Origin of the sequence: Amycolatopsis jiangsuensis, assembly GCF_014204865.1 — a bacterium.
GTDB classification, from domain to species: domain Bacteria; phylum Actinomycetota; class Actinomycetes; order Mycobacteriales; family Pseudonocardiaceae; genus Amycolatopsis; species Amycolatopsis jiangsuensis.
The window spans coordinates 4225475-4249716 of record NZ_JACHMG010000001.1 but is presented as its reverse complement, the minus strand read 5'-3'; the positions used below and the strand labels follow the sequence as shown (position 1 = coordinate 4249716).

Sequence of the window (24242 nt, the reverse complement as noted above, 5' to 3'; positions counted from 1 at the left end):
GGCGGATGACATCCTGTCCGGGTGAACGAGACCGGCGAGGACTACCGCGAGGCGCAGCTTTCCGGGCAATGGTGGGAAAAACGCCAGTTCATCGGCTGCGACTTCGCCGAGGCGGACCTGCGGAACCTGCGTACCCGCGGCTGCACGTTCGACGACTGCGACTTCACGAAGGTCGACCTGTCCGGCTCCCGGCACGACGCGTCGGCGTTCCGGTCGTGCACCTTCGACCGTGCGGTGCTGGCGGACAGCCGGTGGTCGTCGTGCTCCCTGCTCGGATCATCCTTTGTGGACTGCCGCTTCGCTGGGATGGCGTTGACCGAATGCGATCTGTCGCTGGCCTCGTTCGCCCGCGGACGGCTGCGGAAACTGGACCTTTCCGGGCTGCGGCTGCGGGAAGTGAACCTGACCGAGGCGGACCTGACGGATTCCGACCTGCGCGGGGCCGACCTGACCGGCGCGCGGATGCTCGGCGCGAAACTGCCCGGAGCCGACCTGCGGGGAGCGCTGGTCGACGCCAACGGCTTGCTCCACGCCGATCTGCGGGGCGCCCGGGTGGACCTCGATCTGGCCGCGGGTTTCGCCGCCGCGCACGGCCTGGTGGTGAAGTAACGCGCAGCGGCCCGGTGACCGGCCGTGCGTGGGCTCGCTGCCCTTGCCACGGAAGAAAGGGGGACGAAGCCGTGGCCTCGTCCCCCTTTTCCGTGCTCAGTCGATCGGTGGCTCGCCCGGGTCGAGTTCGAGCAGGTCGCCTTCCGCGACGAGTTCTTCGATGCTCGCGGGCAGCAGGTAGGCCGAGCCGCCGCCGGGCTGGTTGAACCACGGGATCGCCACTCCGGCCAGGGTTTCCAGCGGACGCTGCACCCGGTAGACGTGGTAGGGCCGGTCGATCCACTCCGGTACCAGCGAGCGTTCCTCGAACGGGGTGCCCGCCGCGTAGGTCAGGTTGCCGTTCGGGCCGCCGAACCGGTCCAATTCACTGCCCGCCGGCAGTTCCCGCAGCTCCTTGCCCCGGAACAGGGTGAGTGGCGGCTCGCCGGCGAGCGGCGAGATCGGCCACTGGTTCCCGCCGCCCGCGCCGCGGGAGCCGTTCGCCCGCGCCGGTTCCTCCCGGCGCACCTGCGGGGCAGGCGCGGCTGGCGGCGGCTCCCGGCGTACCGGTGCGGAGACCGGGGGAGTCACCTGCGTGAGCGGCGCGGCCGGTGGTGCCTGCCGGGCCGCCGGCTCGTCGTCGGCCAGCAGCTGCTCGGCCGGGGTGAACGCGGTCTGCTCCTGCGGCGGCACGGTTTCCCGCGGCCGCACCGGGAACGAGCCCGTGGCCACCTCCGGCGACAAGGTCGCCATCACCGGCGGCTTCGGCGCGTCGGCGACCGGGTCCGGCTGTGGCTCGGGTTCCGCCGCCACCGGCGTGTGCCCGTCCGGGTGCAGCAGCACCTTGCCGAGCATGAACGCGGCCGCGTCCTCGGCGTCGCCGAACACGGCCGGGTTGACCAGCTCACCGTCGTACCAGCCGACCCGCCAGCCTTCGTCGACCTGCTCCACGCTCCAGCCGCGTTCGGTGGCCGCGCCGAGCCGGTAGGCGTTCCTCGGCACGTCCAGCTCGTCCAGTTTGGACTGCAGACCGGCCAGCGCGGGCTCGGACGGCTGCTCCCGCAGCGCCCGCCGCCCGCCGGATTGCTGCGGCTCGGACGGCACCCCGCCGCGTACGGGCAGCGGCTGGTCCACCGGGATCGCCCCCGGCACCTCGGCGCCGGGCATGATCATCGCGGTCGGCGGTCCCGCGTCGAACTCCTCGTCGCGGTGGCGCTCGTCGTCGTAGCGTTCGTCGTCGTACCCGCCCGGCTCCGGTGCACGGTCCGAGTGCGTGTACAGATCGGCGTGCCGCTCGTCGTCGCGCGGCTCGTTGGCGTGGGTGAAGAGGACCGGCTCCTCGTCGTCCGCCTCGGCCGGTTCGTACGGAGCGTCCGGGGTGTCGTCGACCGGCGCGTACAGCGCGGTCTGCTCGACGTCCGCAACCGGCGAGGCGCCGTTGCGCTGTCCGAAGGCGCCGCGCGGTTCGTTCTCGTAGGGCTCGTCGACGGCGAAACGGTCCTCGAACTCGTCGCCGTACACCTCTTGCTCGTGATACTGGCCCTGCTCGCGGTACGGCGCGCCCTGCTCGTGATAGGGCTGATCCTGCTGGTGGTACTGATCGCCGTACGCCTCGTCGTGCTCGTCGTACTGCCCGAAGTCCTGCTCGAACGGCGGCTCGGCGCCGTGTTCGGCTACCCCGTGCTCGTCGGCGCCGTGCTCGTCGGCGTAACCGTCGTGCTCGTCGGCGTAGCCGGCATGCCTGTCCGCCCCTTCGACGGTGACCGGGTCGACCAGCTGGGTGCCGTGGTCGTCGTAGCCGAGGTCGTCGTGCGCGGAGCCTGTCGCCTCCCCGCGCGGGCCGGGAGTGCGTTCGCCACCGGGCGAGTTGTCCTCAGGTTCCCGGCCGGACTCGTCCTGTCCGGCAGCGGAACGTCCGCCGCGACCCGCTGCCGCGAGTCCGCCGGCCACCCCCGCGGCGGCCAACCCACCGGCGACCGCAGCCGCGCCGACACCCGGGCCACTTCGTCCCGGATCACCCTGCCGCGGATCACCCTGCCGCGGGCCGTCGTACCTCGGATCTTCCTGGCTCGCGTCGTGCTGGCCTGGGCCGCCGTGCCTGGGGTCGATGTGGCTACGGTCCCGCAGCCGCGGATCGTCCTGCGCGGGACCGCTCCGCCTCGGGTCTTTCTGACTCAGGTCACCTGGTGCCGCACCGGTCGGCGCCGGGTCGTCCTGCCTCGGGTCGCCCTGCCTCGGGTCGCCCAGCCTGGGATCGCCTTGCCGGATATCGCCTTGCCCGGGTTCGCCCGGTGCGCCGGCGCCCGGGATGCCTGAGCCTTCGGGACCGGCAGCGGCCGTGCGCCCGAGCTCTCCTGGCCTGTCGGCACCGCCGAGGCCGTCGACGCCACTCAGACCGTCAACACCGCGAGGTTCGGTGGCGCCGTCCTGCCCATGGGCACCGCGCAGCTCGTCGCCACTGCCCGAGACACTCGCACCGCGCAGCTTGTTGCCGCTGCCCGGTCCACCTGCGCTGCGCAGCTCGGTCGCGCCTCCGCGTTCGCCGGCGCCGTGCGGTTCGGACGCGTTGTCCGGCCCGCGTAGGCCGGTGGCGCCGCCGGGCCCACCGGCACCGCGGAGCTCGGCGGGGCCAGCCGCTTCGCGCAGTTCGCCGGGTGCGCCCAGCCCACCCGGGACTGCGGAAGCATCCGGATGGTCGGCACCGTCGTCGTAACCCCCGGGCCCCCCGGGACCGTCGAACTCGTCGGCCTGGTCGAGACCGTCGCCTTCGTAGTCGTCGGCGTCTTCGTAGCCGTGGGCATCGTCATAGCCATCGTCGTAGTCGTCGGTGTCGTGGGGATCGACGACGTCGCGACCGTCGGCACCATCGAGGTCGCTGGGGCCGCGGAAAATGGCCGTCCCGTCCGGACCGGTACCAGCCGGACCGCCCTGAGCACCGGGACCGGCCAGGCGGCCGGGATCACCAGCACCACCAACACCGCCGGCACCGCCCGGGCCACCGGCACCACCAACACGGCCGGGGCCACCTGCACCGCCTGGATCACCGGCACCGCCAGGACCACTGACGCCGCCGGCACCACCGGCGGGAACGGCGCCGCCGGCACCCGCACCGGCACCAGCCGCACCGAAAGCCGCGCCGGCACCACCCGCCGCACCGGCACCAGCCGCTGCCGGACCGCCGGGTCGTCCGGGACCGCCCGGCCCGCCCGGACCCGGCTGCCGAGGCGGGGCAGGACGTTGCTGAGGTGGCTGGGGCGGCTGGTTGCCCCGCGTCAGGTAGGCACCCGCGCCCTGCAGGGTGAGGTCGTCGACCTGGGGGAGCTGGAAACCGTTGCCCCGGATGTGGTCGATCAGGTCCGCTTCCGGTGAGACACCGTAGGTACGCAGGTAGAAGTTGACCGCCGCGGGCCAGATCCACTGGCCGTCGCTGTGGAAGGCGACCGGGACGGTGGCCTCCGGCGTCTGCGCGAGCCGGTCGATGTCATAGCCGCGGTCCTGGACCACCACCGGCGCGTGGTCGAGGTAGTCCAGCAGCCGGTCCTGCTCGTCGACGTCGAGGTCGGGGCGGTTGATCACCGGGCGGCCGGACGGGCCGATCGTGTCGAAGATGCGGGCGATGCGGAAGTGCGGGCCGGGCTGCTCCGGGCCGAGGCCGGACAGCCGCCGGATCAGCCACTCCGGCACGTTCTCCTCGGTACGCGGGAACAGCCGCAGCTCGTCGGAGTACGCCTGCGGCGGCGGGGCGAGCTGCCACTGCGGCTCGTCGCGGTTGTACTCGAGGTTGTAGCTGGACGGGTGGTCGAGCTGGTAACGCGCGTTGAACCAGGTGCCGCGCCCGTCCCGGTACATCCCGGCGCGCAGCCGGCCGAACAAGGTCGCGATGTCGTGCGTGGCCACCCATTCCTGGGTGGAGCCGTCCTCGAGCCGGACTTCGCCGGTCAGCTCGTGGTACCGGCCGACGGCGCGGTACTCCGCGGAGACCTTGCGCCAGTCGCGCGGGGCAGCGCGCAGCAGGGCCAGCCCGATCTGCTTGACCAGTGTGTCCTGCTCGGTCGCATTCAACTGCGTCGTCGGTTGTGCCACAGGAACATTTTGACTGTTCGCGCGCGCGAACGCACCCCGCATGGGGCTTTTGCCACTCGCGGGCAGGTCTGCGTGCCCGCTGACCTCGACGGACGCGATATGGCAGAGGTCACACGCCCGGGTGGGTGATGCGGTGGAGTGCGCTCCAGTCTAGGCCCGAGGGTGCGTCCGGCCGAGGAAGACGCGCGGGCCGATCGGGTGAGCTGCCGGGCACGCAGCGTAGGCACCCCCATCGGTGGAGAACAGGACGTGTCGCTGCGAAGATGGCAGGCGTGACGGCGAAGATTCTGGACGGCAAGGCCACGAAGGACGCCATTTTCGCGGAGCTGCGCCCGCGGGTGGCCGCGCTCGCCGAGCGGGGGGTGACTCCCGGGCTGGGCACGGTGCTGGTCGGGGACGACCCCGGCTCGCATTCGTACGTGAAGATGAAGCACGCCGACAGCGCGAAGATCGGTGTCAACTCGATCCGCCGCGACCTGCCCGCGGACATCTCGCAGGAGAAGCTGGAAGCCGTCGTCGACGACCTGAACGCCGACCCGGCCTGCCATGGCTACATCGTCCAGCTGCCGTTGCCCCGCCACCTCGACGCGAACCGGGTGCTCGAACGCATCGCCCCGGAGAAGGACGCCGACGGTCTCGCTCCGGTCAGCCTCGGCCGGCTCGTGCTCGGCCGGCGGGGGGCGCTGCCGTGCACGCCGTACGGAATCATCGAACTGCTCAAGCGGTACGACGTGGAGCTGAACGGCGCGCAGGTGACTGTGGTCGGTCGCGGTATCACGGTCGGCCGAACACTCGGCCTGCTGCTCACTCGCCGTAGCGAAAACGCGACGGTCACGCTCTGTCACACCGGAACCCGCGACCTCGCCGCCGAGGTCCGCCGCGCGGACGTCGTGGTGGCCGCCGCGGGGGTCCCGGGAATCATCAAGCCGGACATGGTGCGCCCGGGTGCCGCGGTACTCGACGTCGGCGTCTCCCACGTCGAGGGCAAGCTCACCGGCGACGTCGACCCGGCGGTGGCCGAGGTCGCGGGCTGGCTCTCGCCGAACCCCGGCGGGGTCGGCCCGATGACGCGGGCGATGCTCGTCAGCAACGTGGTCGAGGCCGCGGAACGCGCGGTCGCGCGCTGATGGCGATGCCCGGCGAACGGCAGCGTGGCGGTCGCGCGTGGACCGTCCACGTGCCGTTCGCGGTGGTGCTCCTGCTGCTCCTCGCCGCGGTGGAGCGGGCTTTCCAGTACCACTGGCGGGAGGGCGCCGTGCTCGTCGGCGTGGCACTGCTCGTGGCCGGCCTGCTCCGGGCGGTGCTGCCGGTCGAGAAGGCGGGGCTGCTCGCGATCCGCGGCAAGGTCGTCGACCTGCTCACCTACGGCGCACTGTGCGCCGCCGTGCTCTACATCGCCCTCACCATCACGGGCGGCCCCTTCGGCTGAGGCCTCCTGAGGCCTCCTGAGTCACGAGGGACTCAGGAGGTCATCAGCGCGAGGTCCTCCCCGCTCCGTTCGCGCGCGGCCTCGCGCCGGTCCAGCAGGCCGGACACCGCGGCGATGGACACCCCGAGCACGGCCAGCATCGCGCCGACCCAGTTGGGCGCCAGCAGGCCGAGGCCGCCGGCGATGACCAGGCCGCCGAGGTAGGCGCCGATCGAGTTGGCGATGTTGAACGCCGACTGCACCGCGGCGGAGACGAGCGACGGCGTACCGCCGGCCTTCTCCATGATCCGCGCCTGCATCATCGGGCCGATCATGAAGCCCGCGACCCCCACGAAGAAGATCGTGATCGCGGCCCCCACCTTGCCCTGCGCGGTGACCGTGAAGATCGCCAGCACGGTGGCCAGCGAGAGCAACGCGGCGTACAGGCCCGGCATCAGCGCCTTGTCGGCCAGTCGACCGCCGAGGTAGTTGCCGATCGTCATGCCCACCCCGGCGAGCGAGAGCAGCACCGTGACGTTCGACGGTGAGTAGCCGGCGACGTCGGTGAGCATCGGCGCGATGTAGGACATGCAGGCGAACACGCCGCCGAGCCCGAACGTGACGATGGCCAGCGCCAGCCACACCTGCGGACGGCGGAACGCGCCGAGCTCGCCGCGCAGCGAGGGTTCGGCCGGGCGGCCCTGGTGCGGCACCAGCTTGGCGATGGCCGCGGCGGCCACCAGCCCGATCACCGCGACCACGCCGAACGTGGCCCGCCAGCCGACCTGCTGGCCGAGCAGCGTGCCGAGCGGCACGCCGACGACGTTCGCCAGCGTCAGGCCCATGAACATCATGGACACCGACTTGGCCCGCTCGCCCGGCCGGGCGAGGCTCGAGGCCACCACCGCGCCCGCCCCGAAGAACGCGCCGTGCGGCAGTCCGGCGAGGAACCGGAACACGATGCCGAACTCCTGGTTCGGCGACAGCGCGAACAGGCCGTTGCCGAGCGTGAACAGGCCCATCATGGCCAGCAGCATGGTCTTGCGGGGCAGCCGCACGGCCACCGCGGTGAGCAGCGGTGCGCCGATCACCACGCCCAGTGCGTAGGCGGAGATGAAGTAGCCGGCGGACGGGATGTCGATGCCGAAGTCCGTGGCGGCCTGGGGCAGCACACCCATCATCACGAACTCGGTGGTGCCGATGCCGAAGGCACCGACGGCGAGCGCGAGCAACGCGACGGGCACGGCTCTCCTTCCTCGGAAAAATCGTGTGTCCAGCCCGGGGTCAGCCCGGTTCTGAAGCGCTTTAGTCGACGGCCAAAAAACAAGACAGCCGCGGGCGGCTCCGACGCCGTCGTGCTGTCTGCGCTCCAGTTCAACCGAAGAGGGGTGCCTTTGTCATCCCGGTATCCGGGTGAGGCTGTTCACGTAACGCGACGCTCAGCGCGGGGCGGCGAGCACCCCGTCGAGCAGTCCGGGGAACAGTGCGTCGAGATCGGTGCGACGCAACGAGTTCAGCCGGGTCGTGCCGTCCTGGCGGCCGGCGAGCACGCCGGCCTGGCGCAGGATCGCCAGGTGGTGGGTGAGGGTGGACTTCGTCACCGGGACGTCGAACGCACCGCAGGACAGTTCGCAGTCCGCGACGGCCAGCTGCCGGACGATGGCGAGCCGCACCGGGTCGGCGAGGGCGCGCAGGACGGCCTCGACGGTCATTTCCCCGCGCTCGGGGTGCACGAGCGGCGGGAGCGGTGTGGTGGCGGCCATGAATCCCATAGTACGACAAGGCTCGAAATTGTCCTCGCGCATTGTGTACGATCATCGTCGAACTACGACGTTCGTCGAACCCATCGTCCGGTTACCTTGTGGGGGCACCTCCATGTCCACCGTCGCGTCCTCGGCCGCCGCGCGGAATCTCGTGCTCGCGTTCGGGGCCTTCGGCGTCGGCACCAGCGGCTACATCGTCGCCGGGCTGCTGCCGTCGCTGACCGCGGAGCTGCACATCTCGGCAACGGCCGCGGCCCAGCTGGTCACGGCGTTCGCGATCGCCTACGCGGTCGGTTCGCCGGTGTTCGCCGCGGTCACCGGGCGGTGGGAGCGGCGCGGGCTGCTCGTCGCCGCGCTCGTCGTCGCCGGCGCCGGCAACCTGCTCGCCGCGGTCGCGCCCGGGTACGCGACGTTGCTCGTCGCCCGGGTCGTCACGGCCGTCGGTGCCGCGGTGTTCACCCCGGCGGCCAGCGCGGTGGCCGCGGAACTCACCACGCCGGACCGCCGTGGCCGTGCCGTCGCGGTGGTGTTCGGCGGGCTCACCGTGGCTTTGATCTTCGGGGTGCCGCTCGGCAGCCTGATCTCCCAGCAGCTGGACTACGAGGCGGCGTTCCTGCTCGTCGGCGTCCTGCTGCTGGCTGGTGCGGCCGCGGTCCGGCTTGTGCTGCCGAACGTCGCGGCGCCGCCCGCGGTGACGCTGGCCGAGCGGTTCGCGGTGGCGCGCGACCGGCGGGTGGTCGCGTTGCTGGTGACCACGGTGCTCGCCTGCCTCGCCGCGTTCATGGTCTACACGCTGGTCTCGCCGTTGCTCGCGGCGACGGCCGGGGTCTCCGGCGGGACCGTCACGCTGCTGCTGTTCTGCTACGGCATCGGCGGCGCGATCGGCAACTTCGCCGGCGGACGCGCGGCCGACCGCTGGGGTGCACGCCGGCCGGTGCTGCTGGTGCTGGGCGTGAGCACCGTGGTGCTGGCGCTGCTGCCGATCGCCACGTCGACGATTCCGGGTGCGGCCGTCGCGCTGTTCCTGTGGGGTTTGTCGACGTGGGCGTTCAGTCCGCCGGTGCAGCACCGGCTGATCGAGCTTTCGCCGGGGCACGCCGGGCTCACGCTTTCGCTGAACGCGTCGGCGATCTACCTCGGTGTCGGGCTGTCCGGAGCGGCCGGTGGCGCGGTGCTGACCTCGGCCGGTCCGACGGTGCTGCCGGAAATCGCCGCGGTGCTGACGGCCACGGCCGCCTTGGTGATCCTCTTCTTCTGGAAGACGCGGCTGCCTGCCCGGCCCGCGCGGGAGGAAGTGCCGGCGTGAGAAGCTGCCCGGCGTGGTCGAGGTACTGGAAACCGTGGCCGGGCACGGCGGGGAGCTGGTGCTGCGCCAGGACGGTGATGCGTTCGAGGTGATCGAGAACGGCGTGTTCCTGATGGACACCCGCGGCGGCGAGTCGGAACGACTGCTGGTGAACGGCGCTGCCGACCGGCTCGCCCCTGGCGCGCGGATGCTGATCGGCGGCCTGGGTGTCGGATTCTCGCTGCGGGCGGCGCTCGATCACCCGGACGTCGGCGAGGTTGTCGTCGTCGAGCGCGAACCGGCCGTGATCGCCTGGAACCGCACCGGCCCGCTGCGCACCGTGCACAGCGACGCTTTGGCCGATCCGCGGGTGACTGTGGTCGAAGCGGACCTCGTCACGTGGCTGCGCTCCACCGGGGAGGCTTTCGACGCACTGTGCCTGGACATCGACAACGGTCCGGAGTGGACAGTCACGGAAGGCAACGCGGAACTGTACGCGCCGACCGGACTCGGCCGCCTCGTCCGGCTGCTGCGCCCGGGTGGCGTGCTGGCGGTGTGGAGCGCGGGCGCGGCCCCGGCGTTCACCGAGCGGCTGCGGGAGCGGTTCGCTTCGGTGGAGGTGGTGCCGGTTCCGGTGCCGCGGGGCGAGCCCGACGTGGTGTGGTTCGCTCGCTAGCTCTTCGCGGCTGCTTTCGCCGCCTTCTTGAACGCGCGGACTTCGGCGAGAGTGCCGGCGTCGGTCACGTCGGCGATGGAGCGCCGGGAGCCGCGGTCGCCGTACGCGCCGGCCGTTTCCCGCCAGCCCTTCGGCTGGACGCCACGCTGTTTGCCCAGCAGCGCCAGGAAGATCTTCGCCTTCTGCTCTCCGAAGCCGGGCAACGCCTTGAGCCGCTTGAACACTTCCGGCCCGTCCGGCTTGGGACGGCCGGCGAGCCAGATCCCTTCGGGATCGCCGTCGTAGTGCTCGATGATGTGCTCGGCCAGCGCGTGCACGCGGCGCGCCATCGAACCGCCGTACCGGTGGATGGCCGGCGGGGTGACACACAGTTCGACGAACGTGTCGAGGTCGGTGGCAGCGATCTTCGACAGCGAGAACCCGTCCATCCGGTCGGCGATCTTCCGCGGACCGGCGAACGCGTGTTCCATCGGGTACTGCTGGTCCAGCAACATGCCGACCAGCAGCGCGAACGGGTCGTCGTTGAGCAGCTCGTCCGCCGCCGGTTCGCCGGTCAGGTGCAGTTCACGCAGCATGCGGACCAGGATCTCACGACCGCTGCCCGCGCACTTCTCAGCCGCGCGCGTAGCGGGCAGGTGTGGTGCCAAGGTAACGCCGGAAGTGCCGAGTCAGGTGCGCCTGGTCGGTGAATCCCGCGGCCGTCGCGACGGTCGCCGGTGGGGTGCCCTCGAGCAGGAGCCTGCGGGCGCGGTCCACGCGGCGGCCGGTCACGTACCGGTGTGGCGGGAGGCCGAAGCGACGGCCGAACGCGCGGACCAGGTGTCCCGGATGTGCGTCGAGCACGTCCGCGGCCTCCGCCAGAGTCAGCGCGGCCGGCAGGTGCTCGTCGAGCAGGTCACGCAGGTCGTCGGCCAGGGTGCGGTCCGGCGGGGTGCCGGCGGGCGGGTGGCCGAGGTGCCCGCGCAGCCGTTCGGACACCAGCGCGAGCCGGCTCTCCGCCTCGAACGGATCGGTGAGTGCCTCGTGGAGCTGGTGAATCCGCTTGCGTAGCAACGGGTCCGGCAGACTCGGCCGGTCCACGGCCGCGCCGATGAGGTCTTCGCCGAGTACGTCGGCGTCCAGGTAGAGCACGCGCTTGCGGAAGCCGTGCCGAGTGGCGGCGCGGCCGTCGTGGGCGACGTTCGGCGGCAGCAGCGTGACGGCGCTGCCGAGCGCGCCGTGGTGGTGCCGGTCGAGGTCGTAGCGGATGGCGCCGTCGTCCACGATCAGCAGGGTCCACGTGTCATGGGTGTGCGCGGGATACGCGTGGTCGGTGAAACGGGCGTGGAACGCCTCCACGATCCCGGGCACCGGTGGGCGCCAGGCCGACACGGTCATGTTCAGAACGTACAAGACCGGCGGCGCCCGCGGCTTCGATGCTGGTGCCCGTGACCCGATTCGACACCAAGATCGCCGTGCTGCTGCGGGACGATCTGGCTTCCTGGCAACGGCTGAACGTGACCGCCTTTCTGGTGAGCGCACTGGCCCACGCGACGCCCGAGCTGATCGGCGAGCCCTATCTGGACGCCGACGACACCGAATACCTGCCGATGTTCGGCCAGCCGGTGCTCGTCTTCGCCGGCTCCGCGGACGTCCTCACCGCGGCCCACACCCGGGCACTGGGCCGGGGCCTGCGCTTCCCGGTCTTCACCGACGACCTCTTCCGGACGGGCAACGACGCGGACAACCGCGCCGCCGTCCGCGCGGTACCGCGGGAAAAGCTCTCGCTCGCCGGAATCGCCGTGCACGGCCCGAAAAACGCAGTGGACAAGATCCTCAAAGGAGCCCGGCTGCACAGCTAACCCTCGGCGAACACCGCGAACACCTGGCGGACCCGGTTGCCCTCGTCCGAGGTCACCGTGCGGGCCGTCGCCGCGGTGAAGCCGGCATCGGTGGCCAGCGCGGCGGCCTCCTCGGCCGTGGCTGGGATACACAGGTCGCGTGGCATCAGCTCGCCCATCGGGCCGTCCCGGCGCAGCCGCTGCGCGAGCGAGATGCTGAACGCCAGCCGCCCGCCCGGGCGCAGCACCCGGCGCCAGTCCGCCAGCGCGGCCGCGCCCAGGAAGTGCAGCGCCGACGCGCACACCACGGCATCGGCCTCTCCGTCGCCGACCGGGAGCGGCACCGCGGGCGCGACCTGCCAGGAGATCCGCCCCTCCGGATCGAGCGCGGCCGCCTTCTCCCGGGCCCGCGCGATCATCGCGGGCGCGAAATCCACCGCGAGCACCGATTCCGGTGCCAGGCGCAGGGCCGCGAACGCCGCGGCGCCGGTTCCGGTGGCGACGTCGACGAGCAGCGACGGCCGCCGCACCAGGCCGTCGACGAGCGTGCCGGCCACGAGCGGGTGGAAAAGGTCCCCGTCGTAACCGGGGGCCTGGGTGTCGAAAAGTGCGCTCACCACCTCACCGTAGTGTCACTGACCAGTGGTTTTTCACTCCAGCATTCGTCGCCCGGCGAAGCCGAGGTCGATCCGGTGGTACCAGCGCAGTTCGTCGTCGCCTTCGAGCCAGCACAGCAGCACGTCGTCGTCGCCGAGCGTGGCGGGGAAGTCCACCAGCAACGGTGCGAACCCCTTCAGCTCGGCGCCGGTCGCCTGGATCGCGGTCATCAGGTCGTCCAGCCTGGCCTGCGCGGCCTTCCACTCGGGCAGACCGCCGAGCTCGGTGTCCCGCCCGCCCGGCCGCAGCGACGCGGCGAGCTCGGCGGCGTCCGCGCGGAGCCGGACGAGCTCGTCGAGCACCGGACGCAGCCGGGCGAGTTCGGCGCGGGCGTCGGCCACGGTGAACAATCCCATCTGCAAATGCTCCCACCGGGTCCGTGCCCCGTGGCCCGCGCCCGGTCGCCGCACTGGCCGTGGCTTGGTGGAGACTTGACGCCGACCACTTCTGGAACCATCCAGCTCCGTTTAGCAGTACGCTTGTACCGCTACCCGAGAGAGTGAACGCGAAGATCCGCGGAAGGAGCACCGCTGCTCATGGCCAAGATCAAGGTCCAGGGCACCGTCGTCGAACTCGACGGCGACGAGATGACCCGAATCATCTGGCAGTTCATCAAGGACAAGCTGATCCACCCGTACCTGGACGTCAACCTGGACTACTACGACCTGGGCATCGAGGAGCGGGACCGCACCGACGACCAGATCACGGTCGACTCCGCCAACGCCATCAAGCAGCACGGCGTCGGCGTCAAGTGCGCCACCATCACGCCGGACGAGGCACGGGTGGAGGAGTTCGGCCTGAAGAAGATGTGGCGGAGCCCGAACGGCACCATCCGCAACATCCTCGGCGGCGTGGTGTTCCGCGAGCCGATCATCATGGCGAACGTACCGCGGCTGGTACCGGGCTGGACCAAGCCGATCATCATCGGCCGGCACGCCCACGGTGACCAGTACAAGGCCACCGACTTCAAGGTCCCCGGCCCCGGCACGGTCACCATGACCTACACCCCCGCCGACGGTTCCGAGCCGATGGAGTTCGAGGTCACGAACTTCCCCGAGGGTGGCGGCGTCGCCATGGGGATGTACAACTACCGCAAGTCGATCGAGGACTTCGCGCGCGCGTCGCTGCAGTACGGCCTCGACCGCGGCTACCCGGTCTACCTCTCCACCAAGAACACCATCCTCAAGGCCTACGACGGCATGTTCAAGGACGTGTTCCAGGAGATCTACGAGGCCGAGTACAAGGCCGACTTCGACGCCAAGGGCCTGACCTACGAGCACCGGCTGATCGACGACATGGTCGCCGCGGCGCTCAAGTGGGAGGGCGGCTACGTCTGGGCCACCAAGAACTACGACGGGGACGTCCAGTCCGACACCGTGGCGCAGGGCTTCGGTTCGCTCGGCCTGATGACCTCGGTGCTGCGCACGCCGGACGGCAAGACCGTCGAGGCGGAGGCCGCGCACGGCACGGTGACCCGGCATTACCGCCAGCACCAGCAGGGCAAGCCGACCTCCACGAACCCGATCGCCTCGATCTACGCGTGGACCCGCGGCCTCGAGCACCGCGGCAAGCTCGACTCCAACTCGGAGCTGATCGGCTTCGCGAACAAGCTGGAGCAGGTCGTCGTCGACACCGTCGAGGGCGGCAAGATGACCAAGGACCTCGCGCTGCTGGTCGGCAAGGACCAGGAATGGCAGACGACCGAGGAGTTCCTCGCGACGCTGGACGTCAACCTGGCGAAGAAGATCGGGCAGTCCTGATCCTCGCGCGCATTTCCCGGTAACGGGTGCAGGGGCACCTCGGAGGAGTCTTCCGAGGTGCCCTTTTCGTCACCCTGGGTCGTCACCCGGTGACGCTGATTGCCGCCATCGGGTGGTCTGCGGTCGCGGGCCTGTCCGCCCGGCCGGGCGGTCTCTACTCTGGTCATCGTTTTCGCGACTGAGGAGCGGCCGTGATCCTGGGTGTGCCGAAGAAGACGCTGATCATCATCGGGGCCATCGCCGTGGTGGTCATCCTCTACGTGCTGAGCCAGAAGGGCCAGGCCGACGCGCAGGGGTCCGCGACCGGGTGCGAGGTGGCGGTCACCGCGGACGTGCTCAACGCCCGCGACACCCCGGCCGGCGACGGGCAGATCGTCGGCAAGTACCTGAACGGCGCCGAATTCGACGCGCAGCCGGTGGTACAGAACGGGTTCCGCAAGATCGCCGACGGCAAGTGGGTGGCCGACGGGTTCGTGCAGCCCACCGACGGCTCGAAGTGCTGACGCTACAGCTCGAGGACCAGGTCCTCTTCCGCCACGAGTACTTCGCCGTCGAACTGCCCGCGTGCCTGCGCGGCTGACGCGGCGCGGTCGGTGCCCGGCCAGAAGTGCGTGAGCAGCAATGTTCCGACGCCCGCCGCGGCCGCCGTGCGACCGGCTTCGGCTGCCGTCATGAGGTGCCGCGGCCCGCCCGGCGGCTCGTGCAGCGTGGCTTCGCAGATCAACAGGTCGGCGTCGCGGGCCAGCTCGACCAGCAGCAGCGACGGACCGGTGTCGCCGGAGTAGGCGACGGTCGTGCCCGCACTGCTCAACCGGACGCCGTGGTTCGGCACGTGATGCGGCAGCGGAACAGAACTGAGCTGCCACGGACCGGACGCTCCGGGCGTGCTCAGCAGGTGCACGTCGAAGATCGTGGCCGGGTGCGGGTGTGGTTCGGCGGCTTCGAGCCGCCGCAGTACGCCGGGTGGGCAGTGCAGCGGGATTTTCGGCGCGCCGTCGCGCTGCACGGTGTGGTGCCATGCGCGGCCGAGCGCGGTGAGGTCCGCGACGTGGTCGGGGTGCTCGTGCGTGACGACCACGGCGTCGAGGTCCCGCGGCGAGACGTGGCTGAACAGCCGGCTCGCCGCACCGTAGCCGAGATCGAGAACGACGTGGTGGTCGTCGTGGGAGAGCAGGAACCCCGCGCACGCGCGGCCCGGCTCGGGCCACGCGCCACAGCTGCCGAGCACGGTGAGTCGGGCCATGGCCGCAGTGTGGCACGAAACTGTCGGACCCCGCGGGTAGCGTGCGCGAGGTGCTGACCGTGACCACCGTGAATGTCAACGGCCTGCGGGCCGCCGTGAAAAAGGGCTTCGTCGAATGGCTTGCCGCCACGAAGGCCGATGTCGTCGCGTGCCAGGAGGTGCGGGCCGAGCCCGCCCAGCTGCCCGCGTCGGTCGTCGAGCCCGAGGGCTGGTTCGTGGCGCACGCGCCGTCGGCCGCCAAGGGGCGCAGCGGTGTGTCGTTGTACAGCCGCGTCGAGCCGGACGAGGTGCGCACCGGGTTCGGTGAGCCGGAATTCGAGGACAGCGGTCGCTATCTCGAAATGCACCTGCCCGGCGTCGTCGTGGCGAGCCTGTACCTGCCCAGCGGCGAGGTCGGTACCACGCGTCAGGAGGAGAAGGAACGTTTCATGGCCGCGTTCCTGCCCTACCTCGCGGAGCTGCGCGGGAAGGCCGCGGCGGACGGGCGGGAGGTCGTGGTGGTCGGCGACTGGAACATCGCCTACGACACGATCGACCTGAAGAACTGGCGCGGCAACCAGAAGAACTCCGGCTTCCTGCCGCAGGAGCGGGCCTGGCTGGGCCGCGTCCACGAGGCCGGCTACGCCGACGTCCAGCGTCGGCTGGACAGCGAGGGCCCCGGTCCGTACACGTGGTGGTCCTACCGCGGCAAGGCGTTCGACAACGATTCCGGCTGGCGCATCGACTGCCAGCTGGCCACGCCGGGGCTGGCGGACAAGGTCACCTCGGTGGTCGTCGAGCGGGCCGCGTCCTACGACCTGCGGTGGTCCGACCACGCGCCGCTCACCGCGACCTACGATGTGCCGTTCCCCGGCTGATGCCCTTGCCCGGTAACGAAAATGTCCCCCCGGCCGGAGCCGGGGGGACGGTGGGGAGAGGAGAACTCAGCAGCTGAGGTTGGCGCCAGGGTCCACGCCGAGGATTCCGGCGAAGTTCGTGTAGGCGTCGATCCGGCTCTGCACCTGCCCGGGGTTGCCGCCGTTGCATTCGATGGATCCGTTGATGCTGCGGATGGTCTCGCCGAAGCCGTTCCCGTTGACCATGGCGTCGTGCGGGGTCATCGTGCCCGGTCCGGTCTGGGTGTTCCAGTACCAGAGGCCGGTCTTCCAGGACACCGCCGCGTCCTGTTCGACGAGGAACGGGTTGTTCAGCAGGTCGATGCCGAGCGCGTCGCCCGCGGACTTGTAGTTGAAGTTCCAGCTCAGCTGGATCGGCCCGCGCCCGTAGTAGGCGTCGTTGCCGGCCGGGCAGCCGTAGGACTGGGTGGTGTCGCAGTAGTGCGGGTAGTTGTCGGTGTTCTGCTCCACGATGTACTGGAGGCCGCCGGTCTCGTGGTTGACGTTCGCCAGGAACGCCGCGGCTTCCTGCTTCTTCACCGTGTCGCTGCCGGTGTTGGCGAATCCCGGATACGCGCTGAGCGCGTCGGTCAGCCCGGCGTAGGTGTAGAACTGGTTGCGGCTGGGGAACATCTGGTTGAACTGGTCCTCGCTCACGGGGAACGCGGCATTCGGCGCCGCGTGCGCGACCGTGGGCATGAGCACCGCGACCGCGGCCGCCGTGGCGGCCGCGAACGCGGTGAGGATTCTACGCAGAGACATGGGCTCGCTCCCTTGGTCGCCCGGTCTGGTGGTCTACACCAAAAGGTATAGACCAATTCGGCGAAGGTGAACAGTCTTCGCGGCCGCACTCAGGGCAAGAAGACGCGAACAGAGCAGCGACGTTGGTGAATAACTGGCACAGCGTGAACAGCGGCGGCTGAATGGGTGAGCTTTTCCGCATTACGCTCAGCAGCCGCCACGATGCGTGGTCCGACACGGTGGAAGGTCGGGTTCAACGCCGTTCGGAGGCTTTCGCGCGCGCTCGGTTGATGGTCGCGCGCGGGTTCTCCTGGTGGCTGCGCCCCGGGTTCGCTCGGTGGCCGCGCGCGGGTTCGCCTGGTGGCCGCGCCCCAGCCTCCGCTGGTGGCCGCGCCCAACCTTCGCTGGTGGCTGCGGGCGGTGCTGGGCGTGTGTTCGGCGGGGCCTTTCGGTTACCGGCTCGTGGGGTTCCGTCCGGAGTCGCGGGACTGTCCGGTGGACAGTGCGTTCGCGTGGCGCGCGATGGTCTCGACGGTGCTCGCGATGCTGGACGTTGCGGTATCGATCACCAGGTGGTCCCGGTCCCACGGTTCGTAGTCGCGGTCGAGTACCTGCTGCCACGTCGGCGGTACGAGGCCTTCGACGTCGACGGTCCGGTTCTCCACCCGGGCACGGTGCTCGTCCGGCAGGGAGCAGACGAGCTCGACTTCGAGGGTCCACTCGCCGTGCCGGTCGCCGGTGTCCTTCCAGGCATCGCGGGTGATCCTCAGGGGATTCACGCATTCGGCGACCACCGTGACGCCGACCGTGAGCTGATCGCGGGCCAGTCCGTAGCCGACGAGGTATCCGGACGCCGTCGGCCGCCGCGGCAGCTCGCCGGAGTCCGCCAGCGCCTGCTCGATGCGGTCGATCCGCAGGTAGGCCGCGCCCAGCCGGCGCGCCAGCGGGACCGCGACGGTCGACTTGCCCGTACCGGGCAGGCCGCCGAGCACGATCAGGCCTGGGCGGGTCATCGGGACACCTCCGGTTGCCTTCGTGCGGAGGCACCCGGCCGGGAACCCCTCCGCCAGCGTTCCACGACTGTCGCGGGCCCTGCGACAGTCGTTCAGCAGGTGAGCCCAGGGGCCCGCCCGCAGGGGGTGGACGACGAACCTCGGTGACCCTCGGGCGGGTCCGGATCCCGGTGCCGGCGGGGTGCGCAACGCTGACCACCGGCGATGCACCAAGAGTGGGGGCGGCCTTCGATACTCCCCGTGTGGGCGCTAGTGTCGGCGCCCGAGTTGATCAGATCCGACCGATCTTGACACGCTCGGTAGTTTTTTGACCAGTAGCGCACGGGTTACTCGTCCTTACGGGTGAGCGGCCCGTCAGGAACGCTCACTTCGCGGGAGGCACTCCGGTGCGCAACGCAGGCCATCTCCTGACCCGGTCCACGCTGCCCACCAGCCACTCGACCTCGCGTGCCGGGCGAGTGCTGGCGGTGCTCGCCGTGCCCGCGGTACTGCTGCTGGCCGGCGGAGCGCCGGCGTTCGCCGACGACGGGGTCGCCCGCGCGGAGACCACCGCGGCCGGATTCGGAATGCTCGGGCCGGTCGGACTCGTCGCGGTCAGCCTCGGGATCGTCGGCATGACCCTGGGCGTGCTGCGGCAGCGGCGCAAGGCACGTGCCGCCGCCGCGGCAGCCGAAGCCGGCAAGGCCGAGCCCGGCTCCGACGAGCCCACCCGCCCGCTGACGGCCCTGCGGCAACCCTGACCCGCCCGCCGACGACCTTGCGGCGCTCTCACTCTGGTCGCTGACGGCCTGCGGCAGTCTCGGTCCGACGGCCTTGCGTCGGCCTGGGTCTGGTCGTTGAGGCCTCGAGGTGGCCCTGATCTGCTCGGTCACGGCCCTGCGCCAGAGCCCCGACCTTGCCCACTCATGCAGCCTCGTTCTGGTTGCCGACGCCCTGCGCCCGCCCGGACCCGGTCGCTCACGACCCTGCGGCGAAGCCCCGACCTGCTCGCTCATGCAGCCTTGTTCTGGTTGCCGAAGCCCCTGCCCCAGCCCGCCCCGGGCGCTCACAGCCGTGCGGCAAAGCCCTGACCTGCTTGCTCACATCCGACACCGGCCCTGATCTGGCTTACTCATGCGGTCGAGCCCGGCTGCGACGAGCCCACCCGTCCGCTGACGCTCTCGCGGCAGCCGCTGACCTGGTCGCTCACAACCCCGAACCCCTGACCCGCCCGCCGATCCAGCGTCGGCGGTGCCAGTCCGGCCCTTTCCCGTCCGCGGGGCGGGCGGCCCGGCACCCGGGAAAGCCGGACCTCCCTGCGGGCCGTTGCTCGTGGTGCTGGAAGAATCCAGGCGTGTCCGACGAACAGAACGGGCGCCTGCGGGTGCTTTCCGGGATCCAGCCGACCGCCGACTCCTTCCACCTGGGCAACTACCTCGGTGCGCTGCGGCAGTGGGTGCGGTTGCAGGACACGCACGAGACCTTCTACTGCGTTGTCGACCTGCACGCGATCACCGTCGAGCAGGATCCGAAGGTGCTGCTGGAGCGCACCCGCCGCTCGGCCGCGCAGCTGCTCGCGATCGGGGTCGATCCGGAGCGGAGCGCGTTGTTCGTGCAGAGCCAGGTGCCCGAGCACGCGCAGCTGAGCTGGGTGCTCGAATGCCAGACCGGCTTCGGCGAGGCCGGGCGGATGACCCAGTTCAAGGACAAGGCCGCCAAACAGGGCACCGACCGGGCCAGCGTCGGGCTGTTCACCTACCCGATCCTGCAGGCTGCGGACATCCTGCTGTACCAGGCGAACGCGGTGCCGGTCGGCGAGGATCAGCGCCAGCACCTCGAGCTGACCCGTAACCTCGCGCAGCGGTTCAACAACCGGTTCGGCACGACGTTCACCGTGCCCGAACCGCACATCGTCAAAGACACCGCGAAGATCTACGACCTGCAGGACCCGACGGCCAAGATGAGCAAGTCGGCGTCCGCGGCCAACGGGCTCATCGAACTGCTCGAGGATCCCAAGCGGTCGGCCAAGAAGATCCGTTCCGCGGTCACCGACACCGGCCGCGAGATCCGGTTCGACCCGGAGCACAAGGCCGGCGTCTCCAACCTGCTCAGCATCTACTCCGCGCTGACCGACCGCACCGTGGCCGACCTCGAGGCGGCCTACGAGGGCAAGGGCTACGGCGACCTCAAGAAGGAGCTCGCCGAGGTGCTCGTGGAATGGGTGACCCCGTTGCAGGAGCGCGTGCAGTCCTACCTGGACGACGTGGCCGAGCTGGACCGGATCCTCGCCGGCGGAGCGCGCCGGGCACGCGAGGTCGCGGCGAAAACGCTCGAGTCGACCTACGAACGGATCGGCTTCCTGCCGCCCGTTCGCTGACGCACTGTTCCGTTGTCGGGGAGGGCAAGGGATGAAACTCAAGACCGGAATCTGGCTGATCGCGGTCACCACCGTGGTGATCGTGGCCGCGGCAGTGATCGTGTTCGTGCGGCAGGGGTCCACTGCGGACACCGCGCAGGCAGCGGACCCGAACGCCGACAACCAGACGATCCAGCGGGCGGGCTACCCGAACTCCCAGTACGCGGATCCCGCGCCGATCAAGGAGAAGCCGAACCCGCAGGCCGTGCAGTACGCCGGGAAGCCGGTGATCCAGGCGTGCACCCTGCTGTCGGTCGGCGACCTCACCGCGCTCGGCATGAAGGTCGGCTCGCGGCCGGATCCGAACGTGGTCAACTTCGACCGTTCGTACCTGGTCGGCGACGGTTCCGGGCCGCTGACGTCGAGCAGCATCAGCCTGCCCGACGCGGACGGCCTCGCACTGAACAAGTGCAGTTACGAGCTCAACACCACGGATGGCACGACGGGTGACCTGCTGTCGGTCGCGGTGGCCCAGCCCGGTTATCAGCAGGACCTCGACCTCAAGCTGTTCCGGGAGTCCCCGAACGCGAGGTTCACCGTCGGTCCGGTCAAGGCCTTCTGGAAGGACACGCTGGCGAACGTCCCGGCGGGTGAGGCCGGGGAGGCCGCCTTGGTCGCGGGCGACACCTACGTCGACTTCCACGCCCAGAGCAAGGGCACCGCGACCGCCGGCAAGCTGCCGGAGCTGGTCAAACGGATGGCGCAGCACCTCGCGACCCAGACCGCCACTCCGACCGGGCCGGTCATTGTCGACTACGACAGCCCGGTCTTCCGGAAGTCCGTCGCGCAGCCGTGCCCGATGCTCACCGCGGACGTGGTGAGCCCGGCGATCGGTACCGAAGCCTCGCCGCTGGTCGAGGAGATGCCGGGGACCGCGGTCGGCAACCTGATCATGGGAGACGCGAGCGCCCACAACTACGTCGAGCTGAGCTGTGAGCGCGGGACCGGGCAGGACGACCCGTTGTCCCGCATCGCGCTCACCCTCACCGCGTACAGCTTCCTGTCCGATGACGCGGCGAAGGCGTACGTCGATTCCGCACCCGCGAACGGACAGTCCTCGCCGGCCACGGTGGGCGACAAGGCCCGGATCCTCTCCGACGCTTCGGGGCAGACCAAGGGGCAGCTGGTCTTCGCCAAGGGCCGCTTCGCCTTCACGCTCTACCTCGCCGACCACGCGGGCCATCCGGACGGCGTCAGCGCGGCCGACGTCAGCCGGTTGCTGGTGCCCGCCGCGCGGAAGATGCTGGCGGATTTCCACCAGCAGTAGCCGTTCGCGTTGCGACCTTCACCCACTGTGGTTAACGTTTCCCGGTGGCGAAAGAAACCGGCGAGAAGGAAAAGCTGCTGCCCCGGCTGCGGCGGAAGAACCCGTGGCTGGATCACCTGATCCGCGCCAACGACTCGTTCAACGAGCACTACGGCAACCACTACGCCGCCGCCATCACCTACTTCAGCGTGCTGTCGGTGTTCCCGATCTTCATGGTCGCGTTCGCGATCGTCGGCCTGGTGCTCGGGCACAACCAGGCGGTGATCGACCAGCTGCGGGACGGGATCAACAATTCCGTCCCGGATGGCCTGCAGGGACTGGTGCACCAGATCACCGACAGCGCGCTCAGCTCCGGCAGCGGGATCGGGGTGTTCGGCCTGCTGCTGGCGCTCTACTCCGGCGTCGGCTGGATGGCGAACCTGCGCGACGCGCTCACCGCGCAGTGGGGCCAGGAAAAGAAGCAGCAGCCGTTCATCCCCACCACGATCAAGGACCTGCTGTCGCTCATCGGGCTCGGGCTGGCGCTGGTCGTCTCGTTCGCGCTCACCGCGGCCGGCAGCGGGATCGGCAAGCTGCTGCTGGAGCTGGTCGGCTTGGAGGACCAGCGCTGGGCGGTGTACCTGCTGCGCGTCGCGACGATCCTGCTCGGGCTGGCCGCGAACACGCTGGTGTTCCTGTGGGTGATCGCACGGTTGCCGCGGGAACACGTGGCGTTGCGGAGCGCGGTGAAGGGCGCGATCTTCGCCGCGGTCGGGTTCGTGATCCTGCAGCAGGTCGCCTCGGTCTACCTCGCCAGCGTCACGAAGTCCCCGTCAGCGGCGATCTTCGGTCCGGTGATCGGGTTGCTGGTGTTCGCCAACCTGGTGTCCCGGTTCCTGCTCCTGGTGACCGCCTGGACGGCCACCGCGCGGGAGAACCAGCGCCGTGTGGTGCGCCCGCCGGCGCCGGTGCTGCTGGAGCCGAACGTCACCGTGCAACGCGGACTCGGCCTGGGTGCCGCGGCGGGAGCGTTCAGCGCCGGCGCGCTGCTCGGCTGGCTGGGCCGCCGCAAGGGCTGAGACGCGCTTCTTGCGCTGGTGTCCGAAGGCGAAGCCTGCCCCGATGATCGCGGCGACCACCACGGTGAGCAGCCAGCCGGTGGTGCCGAACGGGTCCGCCTCCGCCGGGGCCGCGGGCGCCGCACCGGACGCGGCGGCCACGTTCCCGTCCGTGCCCGGTTCGGGCAGCGCGGTCGCGGACGCCTGGTAGGCGATCCGGCCGACCGGGTTCGCGTGGTCGTCGTGCAGCGCGAAGCCGTAGTCGAGCAGGTTTCCCGCCTGCTCGACCACCTTGGTCGGGCGCTGCTCGGCCCGCATCATCACCACGGCGAGCCGGTGCCCGTCGCGCTGCGCGGCGCCCACGTAGGTGTGCCGCGCGTCGTCGGTGAACCCGGTCTTGCCGCCAAGGAAGCCGGGGTACACGCCGAGCAGCTTGTTGTCGTTGAACACCGGGATCGCCGGTTTCCCCGCGATCGCCGGGATGGTGTAGGCCTTCGTCGCCACCGCCTGCGCGAACTCCGGCTGCTTCATCGCGTAGTGGAAGATCAGGCTCAGGTCGTAGGCCGAGGTGGACATGCCCGGCCCGTCCAGCCCGGACGGGGTGGCCGCCCGGGTGTCCATCGCGCCGAGGCGCGCGGCCAGCCGGTTCATCTTGCCCACCGCCACGTCGACGCCGCCGAGTGCGGTGGCGAACGCGTGCGCGACGTCGTTGCCCGAATGCATCAGCAGGCCGTGCATCAGCTGGTCGACGGTGTACTGCTGGCCCGCGACGATGCCGACGCAGGTGCACTCCTGCTCGGCGTCCTGCTTGGTCGGCACCACGACCTGGTCCGGGCGCATCTCGGTGACCACCACGAGTGCCAGCAGCGTCTTGATCAGCGACGCCGGCCGCTCCCGCGCGTGCGGGTCCTTCGCCGCGAGCACGTCCCCGGTGTCGAGGTCCTGCAGGACCCAGGACGCTGCGGTGTTGCCGTCCGGCGGGTTCAGCGCGTCCTCGGGCAGGACCGTGCCGCAGCCGCCGAGCTGCGGCCCGCCGACCGGCTCGGCGGGCACCGGCATCGGCGGGGGTGCGGGTTGCCCGGGCTTCGGCTGCTCGGAGGTGTCCACCGGAGGAGGCGGAACGCTCCGGTCGGCGCATTGCTGGGCCTGCGCCGGTACCGCGAAAGCGGCGGGCGCGGCGACGGCGACAAGACCGGCGGCGAGGGCCGTGACGAGGGTTCGCCGCGACCGGCGGAACGCGTTGTGCACCCACGCAGGCTAGCGCCGCCGCAGCGGCGGCATACTCGGGACATGCGCATTTCGCGACGTACCGCGATGTTCCTGTTCGCGTTCGGAGTCTGGTCCTGGATCATCTGGATCACCTTCGCCAAGAACCTCTGGGCGAGTGACCAGTCGTGGGCCGCGGACGGTTCGCCGACGGCGTACTTCATCGTGCACGCGGTGCTCACCGTCGTCTCGTTCGTGCTCGGTACCGCCATCGGCGTGCTCGGCTGGAAGGGCGTGCGGGCCACCGCGCGAGAGCGAGTCTCCGCGGGCGATTCGGCAGGGGATTCGGCCACCTGATGCGGTGACCGTCCTTCGGGGGTGGCGGGTGCAGCCCGGGCTGCATAACCTCAGCCCACCGACCCTGG

Annotated in this window: 24 protein-coding genes and 1 pseudogene; 14 read left to right on the top strand and 11 right to left on the bottom strand. The window is 70.7% G+C overall.

Going from position 1 to position 24242, the window contains the following annotated elements; genetic code table 11:
* Positions 1-21 precede the first annotated feature (21 nt).
* Positions 22-609 (top strand): pentapeptide repeat-containing protein, encoded by a 588-nt coding sequence (locus BJY18_RS18770; RefSeq protein WP_184781209.1) that lies wholly within the window; start codon positions 22-24, stop codon positions 607-609.
* A gap of 96 nt (positions 610-705) precedes the next feature.
* Here BJY18_RS18770 and BJY18_RS36955 read toward each other — a convergent pair whose 3' ends face one another.
* Positions 706-4671 (bottom strand): glycohydrolase toxin TNT-related protein, encoded by a 3966-nt coding sequence (locus tag BJY18_RS36955; RefSeq protein ID WP_376774691.1) that lies wholly within the window; start codon positions 4669-4671, stop codon positions 706-708.
* 272 nt (positions 4672-4943) lie between these two features.
* On the opposite strand from BJY18_RS36955, the gene BJY18_RS18755 reads away from it, so the two are divergent.
* Complete coding sequence (locus BJY18_RS18755; protein WP_312873889.1) at positions 4944-5798, top strand: bifunctional methylenetetrahydrofolate dehydrogenase/methenyltetrahydrofolate cyclohydrolase; 855 nt, start codon at positions 4944-4946, stop codon at positions 5796-5798.
* A complete protein-coding gene (locus BJY18_RS18750; protein WP_184781207.1) occupies positions 5798-6100 on the top strand; it encodes a DUF3017 domain-containing protein in 303 nt (100 codons plus the stop codon). Before BJY18_RS18755 ends, BJY18_RS18750 begins: the two co-directional genes overlap by 1 nt.
* Before the next feature lie 32 nt (positions 6101-6132).
* Here the strand turns inward: BJY18_RS18750 and BJY18_RS18745 are convergent, their stop codons facing one another.
* On the bottom strand, positions 6133-7323 hold the full coding sequence (locus BJY18_RS18745; protein WP_184781206.1) for an MFS transporter: 1191 nt from the start codon (positions 7321-7323) through the stop codon (positions 6133-6135).
* Between the two features lie 195 nt (positions 7324-7518).
* Positions 7519-7842, bottom strand: a complete 324-nt coding sequence (locus BJY18_RS18740) for an ArsR/SmtB family transcription factor (RefSeq protein WP_184781205.1) — start codon at positions 7840-7842, stop codon at positions 7519-7521.
* 112 nt (positions 7843-7954) lie between these two features.
* Between BJY18_RS18740 and BJY18_RS18735 the strand changes: the two genes are divergently transcribed.
* Both BJY18_RS18735 and BJY18_RS18730 read left to right on the top strand, forming a co-directional pair.
* The gene (locus tag BJY18_RS18735) at positions 7955-9148 is read left to right on the top strand and encodes an MFS transporter (RefSeq protein ID WP_184781204.1); all 1194 of its coding nucleotides are present in this window, start codon (positions 7955-7957) and stop codon (positions 9146-9148) included.
* A gap of 13 nt (positions 9149-9161) precedes the next feature.
* On the top strand, positions 9162-9803 hold the full coding sequence (locus BJY18_RS18730) for a spermine/spermidine synthase domain-containing protein (RefSeq protein ID WP_184781203.1): 642 nt from the start codon (positions 9162-9164) through the stop codon (positions 9801-9803).
* Here BJY18_RS18730 and BJY18_RS18725 read toward each other — a convergent pair.
* Together BJY18_RS18725 and BJY18_RS18720 are read right to left on the bottom strand one after the other, a co-directional pair.
* Complete coding sequence (locus BJY18_RS18725) at positions 9800-10378, bottom strand: HhH-GPD-type base excision DNA repair protein (protein WP_184781202.1); 579 nt, start codon at positions 10376-10378, stop codon at positions 9800-9802. The genes BJY18_RS18730 and BJY18_RS18725 overlap by 4 nt on opposite strands.
* A gap of 37 nt (positions 10379-10415) precedes the next feature.
* Entirely contained in the window at positions 10416-11180 is a 765-nt protein-coding gene (locus BJY18_RS18720) for an AraC family transcriptional regulator (RefSeq protein ID WP_184781201.1), read from the bottom strand.
* A gap of 50 nt (positions 11181-11230) precedes the next feature.
* Here BJY18_RS18720 and BJY18_RS18715 point away from each other — a divergent pair, with 50 nt between their 5' ends.
* Positions 11231-11644, top strand: coding sequence for a DUF2000 family protein (locus BJY18_RS18715; protein WP_312873888.1), 414 nt, complete (start codon positions 11231-11233; stop codon positions 11642-11644).
* Here the strand turns inward: BJY18_RS18715 and BJY18_RS18710 are convergent.
* Together BJY18_RS18710 and BJY18_RS18705 are read right to left on the bottom strand one after the other, a co-directional pair.
* Positions 11641-12240, bottom strand: a complete 600-nt coding sequence (locus tag BJY18_RS18710; protein WP_184781199.1) for a class I SAM-dependent methyltransferase — start codon at positions 12238-12240, stop codon at positions 11641-11643. The genes BJY18_RS18715 and BJY18_RS18710 overlap by 4 nt on opposite strands.
* A 33-nt stretch (positions 12241-12273) precedes the next feature.
* A complete protein-coding gene (locus BJY18_RS18705; protein ID WP_184781198.1) occupies positions 12274-12636 on the bottom strand; it encodes a DUF2203 domain-containing protein in 363 nt (120 codons plus the stop codon).
* A 180-nt stretch (positions 12637-12816) separates the two neighbouring features.
* Here BJY18_RS18705 and BJY18_RS18700 point away from each other — a divergent pair, with 180 nt between their 5' ends.
* Both BJY18_RS18700 and BJY18_RS18695 read left to right on the top strand, forming a co-directional pair.
* On the top strand, positions 12817-14040 hold the full coding sequence (locus BJY18_RS18700; RefSeq protein ID WP_184781197.1) for an NADP-dependent isocitrate dehydrogenase: 1224 nt from the start codon (positions 12817-12819) through the stop codon (positions 14038-14040).
* A gap of 191 nt (positions 14041-14231) precedes the next feature.
* Positions 14232-14543 carry an SH3 domain-containing protein gene (locus BJY18_RS18695; RefSeq protein ID WP_184781196.1) on the top strand — a complete coding sequence of 104 codons (312 nt, stop codon included), beginning with the start codon at positions 14232-14234 and terminating at the stop codon, positions 14541-14543.
* 2 nt (positions 14544-14545) lie between these two features.
* Here BJY18_RS18695 and BJY18_RS18690 read toward each other — a convergent pair whose 3' ends face one another.
* Positions 14546-15283, bottom strand: a complete 738-nt coding sequence (locus BJY18_RS18690; protein WP_184781195.1) for an MBL fold metallo-hydrolase — start codon at positions 15281-15283, stop codon at positions 14546-14548.
* Between the two features lie 41 nt (positions 15284-15324).
* Between BJY18_RS18690 and BJY18_RS18685 the strand changes: the two genes are divergently transcribed.
* Positions 15325-16140, top strand: coding sequence for an exodeoxyribonuclease III (locus BJY18_RS18685; protein ID WP_184781194.1), 816 nt, complete (start codon positions 15325-15327; stop codon positions 16138-16140).
* Positions 16141-16206: 66 nt separating this feature from the next.
* On the opposite strand, the gene BJY18_RS18680 is transcribed toward BJY18_RS18685, so the two are convergent.
* Both BJY18_RS18680 and BJY18_RS18675 read right to left on the bottom strand, forming a co-directional pair.
* Positions 16207-16920, bottom strand: coding sequence for a chitinase (locus BJY18_RS18680; protein ID WP_184781193.1), 714 nt, complete (start codon positions 16918-16920; stop codon positions 16207-16209).
* A 431-nt stretch (positions 16921-17351) separates the two neighbouring features.
* Entirely contained in the window at positions 17352-17912 is a 561-nt protein-coding gene (locus BJY18_RS18675) for a P-loop nucleotide/nucleoside kinase family protein (protein WP_184781192.1), read from the bottom strand.
* 386 nt (positions 17913-18298) lie between these two features.
* Between BJY18_RS18675 and BJY18_RS18670 the strand changes: the two genes are divergently transcribed.
* From BJY18_RS18670 to yhjD, 4 genes are all read left to right on the top strand, one after another.
* Complete coding sequence (locus tag BJY18_RS18670; protein ID WP_376774690.1) at positions 18299-18652, top strand: hypothetical protein; 354 nt, start codon at positions 18299-18301, stop codon at positions 18650-18652.
* 593 nt (positions 18653-19245) lie between these two features.
* Positions 19246-20268: a tryptophan--tRNA ligase gene (gene trpS / locus BJY18_RS18665; RefSeq protein WP_184781191.1), complete on the top strand. Its 1023-nt coding sequence runs from the start codon at positions 19246-19248 to the stop codon at positions 20266-20268.
* A gap of 31 nt (positions 20269-20299) precedes the next feature.
* On the top strand, positions 20300-21574 hold the full coding sequence (locus BJY18_RS18660) for a hypothetical protein (protein WP_184781190.1): 1275 nt from the start codon (positions 20300-20302) through the stop codon (positions 21572-21574).
* Positions 21575-21618: 44 nt separating this feature from the next.
* Positions 21619-22632 carry an inner membrane protein YhjD gene (yhjD, locus tag BJY18_RS18655; RefSeq protein ID WP_184781189.1) on the top strand — a complete coding sequence of 338 codons (1014 nt, stop codon included), beginning with the start codon at positions 21619-21621 and terminating at the stop codon, positions 22630-22632.
* Here yhjD and BJY18_RS18650 read toward each other — a convergent pair.
* Positions 22630-23859 (bottom strand): annotated as a pseudogene (locus tag BJY18_RS18650) (D-alanyl-D-alanine carboxypeptidase family protein); the annotation flags it as partial. The gene yhjD and the pseudogene BJY18_RS18650 sit on opposite strands and share 3 nt — an antisense overlap.
* A 42-nt stretch (positions 23860-23901) precedes the next feature.
* Here BJY18_RS18650 and BJY18_RS18645 point away from each other — a divergent pair.
* Positions 23902-24174, top strand: a complete 273-nt coding sequence (locus BJY18_RS18645) for an SCO4848 family membrane protein (RefSeq protein WP_184781188.1) — start codon at positions 23902-23904, stop codon at positions 24172-24174.
* The last annotated feature ends 68 nt before the right edge of the window (positions 24175-24242 follow it).

What these genes read in the sequence shown, in the direction of transcription:
- BJY18_RS18725 (WP_184781202.1), bottom strand. Translation starts at nt 10,378, where the DNA reads ATGCTGCGTGAACTGCACCTGACCGGCGAACCGGCGGCGGACGAGCTG.
- BJY18_RS18705 (WP_184781198.1), bottom strand. Translation starts at nt 12,636, where the DNA reads ATGGGATTGTTCACCGTGGCCGACGCCCGCGCCGAACTCGCCCGGCTG.
- BJY18_RS18740 (WP_184781205.1), bottom strand. Translation starts at nt 7,842, where the DNA reads ATGGCCGCCACCACACCGCTCCCGCCGCTCGTGCACCCCGAGCGCGGG.
- BJY18_RS18680 (WP_184781193.1), bottom strand. Translation starts at nt 16,920, where the DNA reads ATGTCTCTGCGTAGAATCCTCACCGCGTTCGCGGCCGCCACGGCGGCC.
- BJY18_RS18660 (WP_184781190.1), top strand. Translation starts at nt 20,300, where the DNA reads ATGAAACTCAAGACCGGAATCTGGCTGATCGCGGTCACCACCGTGGTG.
- BJY18_RS18700 (WP_184781197.1), top strand. Translation starts at nt 12,817, where the DNA reads ATGGCCAAGATCAAGGTCCAGGGCACCGTCGTCGAACTCGACGGCGAC.
- BJY18_RS18675 (WP_184781192.1), bottom strand. Translation starts at nt 17,912, where the DNA reads ATGACCCGCCCAGGCCTGATCGTGCTCGGCGGCCTGCCCGGTACGGGC.
- BJY18_RS18735 (WP_184781204.1), top strand. Translation starts at nt 7,955, where the DNA reads ATGTCCACCGTCGCGTCCTCGGCCGCCGCGCGGAATCTCGTGCTCGCG.
- BJY18_RS18690 (WP_184781195.1), bottom strand. Translation starts at nt 15,283, where the DNA reads ATGGCCCGACTCACCGTGCTCGGCAGCTGTGGCGCGTGGCCCGAGCCG.
- BJY18_RS18720 (WP_184781201.1), bottom strand. Translation starts at nt 11,180, where the DNA reads ATGACCGTGTCGGCCTGGCGCCCACCGGTGCCCGGGATCGTGGAGGCG.
- BJY18_RS18750 (WP_184781207.1), top strand. Translation starts at nt 5,798, where the DNA reads ATGGCGATGCCCGGCGAACGGCAGCGTGGCGGTCGCGCGTGGACCGTC.
- BJY18_RS18645 (WP_184781188.1), top strand. Translation starts at nt 23,902, where the DNA reads ATGCGCATTTCGCGACGTACCGCGATGTTCCTGTTCGCGTTCGGAGTC.